The organism is Pseudomonas sp. RHF3.3-3 (assembly GCF_048069595.1).
Classification (GTDB): domain Bacteria; phylum Pseudomonadota; class Gammaproteobacteria; order Pseudomonadales; family Pseudomonadaceae; genus Aquipseudomonas; species Aquipseudomonas fuscovaginae_B.
The window spans coordinates 4402928-4406102 of sequence record NZ_CP182250.1 but is presented as its reverse complement, the minus strand read 5'-3'; the positions used below and the strand labels follow the sequence as shown (position 1 = coordinate 4406102).

2 protein-coding genes are annotated in these 3175 nt (G+C 64.5%); both read left to right on the top strand.

The window, feature by feature from the left end; all coding sequences use genetic code 11:
- Nucleotides 1–56 precede the first annotated feature (56 nt).
- Nucleotides 57–1214: a macrolide transporter subunit MacA gene (gene macA, locus ACMGT0_RS19565; RefSeq protein WP_054064278.1), complete on the top strand. Its 1158-nt coding sequence runs from the start codon at nt 57–59 to the stop codon at nt 1212–1214.
- On the top strand, nt 1211–3169 hold the full coding sequence (locus tag ACMGT0_RS19560) for a MacB family efflux pump subunit (protein ID WP_054064277.1): 1959 nt from the start codon (nt 1211–1213) through the stop codon (nt 3167–3169). The genes macA and ACMGT0_RS19560 overlap by 4 nt, the downstream gene beginning before the upstream one ends.
- Nucleotides 3170–3175 lie beyond the last annotated feature (6 nt).

The window sequence follows — 3175 nt, the reverse complement described above, 5'->3', positions numbered from 1 at the left end:
GACGCCCCGTCCCCGGGTTCGATTTCAGGTATTTCTCAAGGTATTGATGGTCACTTATGAAAAAAACGAAGTTTCGCAAGACGGGTATCGGGCTGGCGCTGGTGCTGGTCGCAGGCCTGGTGTTCTATGCGGTGCAGGCGCCGGCAGAGCCGCCGCAGTACCTGATCGCCACGGTCGAGCGCAGCGATATCGAGAACACGGTGCTGGCGACCGGGGTGCTCGAAGGCATCCGCCAGGTCGATGTCGGCGCCCAGGTTTCCGGGCAGTTGAAATCCCTCAAGGTCAAGGTCGGCGACAAGGTCAGGCGCGGCCAGTGGTTGGCCGAGATCGACCCGCAGGTGCTGCAGAACACCCTGCGCCAGGCCCAGGTCGATGAGGAAAACCTGCAGGCGCAACGGCGCGCGACCCAGGCCCAGCTCAAGCAGACCAAGGCGGTCTACGAGCGTTACCTGGGGCTGCAGAGCGATGCGGCGATCTCCCGGCAGGATTTCGAGACCGCCGAATCCAACTATGAGGTGCAGCGCGCCAACCTGGGTGCCCTCGAGGCGCAGATCAAGAGTGCACAGGTGCAGATCGACACGGCCAAGATCAACCTGGCCTATACCCGCATCGTCGCGCCGATCGATGGCGACGTGGTGGGCATCGTCACCCAGGAAGGCCAGACCGTGATCGCCAACCAGCTGGCACCGGTACTGCTCAAGCTGGCTGACCTGGACACCATGACCGTCAAGGCCCAGGTCTCGGAAGCCGACGTGATCCATATCAGCCCCGGCCAGGAGGTGTACTTCACCATCCTCGGCGAGGCGGACAAGCGCTACTACGCCAAGCTGCGTGGCACCGAGCCGGCACCGCAGAACTTCGTGGAGACCCAGACCGCCGGCACGCCCAAGCAGAACACCGCGGTGTTCTACAACGCGCTGTTCGATGTGCCCAACCCCGACCATCGCCTGCGGATTTCCATGACCGCCCAGGTGCGTATCGTCCTCGACACCGCCAAGTCGGTGCTCACGGTGCCGGTCGCGGCCCTCGGCCCGCGCGACGCCGATGGCCGTTTCCCGGTTCGGGTGGTCGACGCCAAGGGCGTGGCCCATGAGCGCAAGGTGCGCACCGGGATCAACAACAACGTCAAGGTGCAGATCAGCGAAGGTCTGGCCGAAGGCGACAAGGTGGTGATCGGCGAACCGACGCCGGCGGTGGCGGGAGCCGGCCAATGACGCAGCCACTGCTGGAACTGCGCGGCATCAGCCGCAGCTTCATGGCCGGGGAACGTGAGTTCACCGCGCTGAAGAACATCGACCTGAGCATTCATGCCGGGGAAATGGTGGCGATTACCGGCGCCTCGGGTTCGGGCAAGTCGACCCTGATGAACATCCTCGGTTGCCTCGACTACGCCACCGCCGGCAGCTACAGGATCAACGGTCGCGAGACCCGCGACCTGGGCAGCGAAGAACTGGCCGAACTGCGCCGCGACTATTTCGGTTTCATCTTCCAGCGCTACCACCTGCTGCCGCACCTGAGCGCCATGCACAACGTCGAGATGCCGGCGATCTATGCCGGTACCGGCGAGTCCCGGCGCCATGGCCGGGCCCGCGAACTGCTCGGCCGCCTCGGCCTGGCCGCACACCTGGAGAATCGGCCGAGCCAGCTCTCCGGTGGCCAGCAGCAGCGGGTGAGTATCGCCCGGGCACTGATGAACGGCGGCGAGGTGATTCTTGCCGACGAACCCACCGGTGCGCTGGACACCCACAGCGGCAAGGAGGTGATGCAGATTCTCCAGGAACTGCATGCCGCCGGGCATACGGTAATCATCGTCACCCATGACCCCAAGGTGGCCGCCAACGCCGAGCGGATCATCGAGGTGCGCGATGGCGAGATCATCAGCGACCGGGCCAACGAGCGCCCCACCGACGAGACGGCGGGCACGCACAAGGCCACCCTGGCGTCCAAGAGCACAGGGCGCCTGGTGGCCGGCTTCGGGCTGTTCAAGGAGGCCTTCAACATGGCCTGGGTGGCGCTGATCTCGCACCGCATGCGCACGCTGCTGACCATGCTCGGCATCGTCATCGGCATCACCTCGGTGGTGTCGATCTCGGCCATCGGCGAGGGGGCCAAGCGTTATGTGCTCAAGGACATCCAGGCGATCGGCAGCAACACCATCGACATCTACCCGGGGACCAGTTTCGGCGACAGCCGGGCCAGCCGGATCGAGACCCTGGTGCCGGCCGATGTGCTCGCGCTGAGCCAGCTCTACTACGTCGACAGCGCCACGCCCATGGTCGGACGCAACATGCTCCTGCGCTACCAGAACGTCGATCTCGATGCCCAGGTCAACGGAGTCAGTGATCGCTACTTCCAGGTTCGTGGATTGAAGCTGGCGCAGGGCATTGCCTTCAGCGAAAGCGACGCCCGGCGCCAGGCCCAGGTGGTGGTGATCGACCACAACACGCGCAACCGCCTGTTCGGTCCGAATGTCGACCCGCTGGGCCAGGTGATCCTGCTGGACAACCTGCCCTGCACGGTGATCGGGGTCACGGCCGACAACAAGAACATCTTCACCTCCAGCAAGCAGTTGAACGTCTGGGTACCCTACGAGACCGCGGCGGGCCGCCTGCTCGGGCAACGCTACCTGGACAGCATCATGGTGCGGATCAAGGACGGGCAGCCGAGCAAGGTGGTCGAGGACAACGTGATCAAGCTGATGCAGCAGCGCCACGGCACCAAGGACTTCTTCACCAACAACCTCGACAACATCATGCAGACGGTGGACAAGACCAGCCGCTCGCTGGCGCTGCTGCTGTCGCTGATCGCGGTGATTTCCCTGGCGGTGGGCGGCATCGGCGTGATGAACATCATGCTGGTGTCGGTCACCGAGCGTACCCGCGAGATCGGCATCCGCATGGCGGTCGGTGCGCGCCAGTCGGACATTCGCCAGCAGTTCCTGGTGGAAGCGGTGATGGTCTGCCTGATTGGCGGGATGATCGGCATCTCGCTGTCATTCGGGATCGGCTACCTGTTCTCGCTGTTCATCAAGGAATGGCAGATGGTGTTCTCCCTGGGGGCGATCGCCACGGCGGTGATCTGTTCGACGCTGATCGGCATCGTGTTCGGCTTCGTACCGGCGCGCAACGCCTCGCGGCTCGACCCGATCGAGGCGCTGGCGCGCGATTGAGAGAGG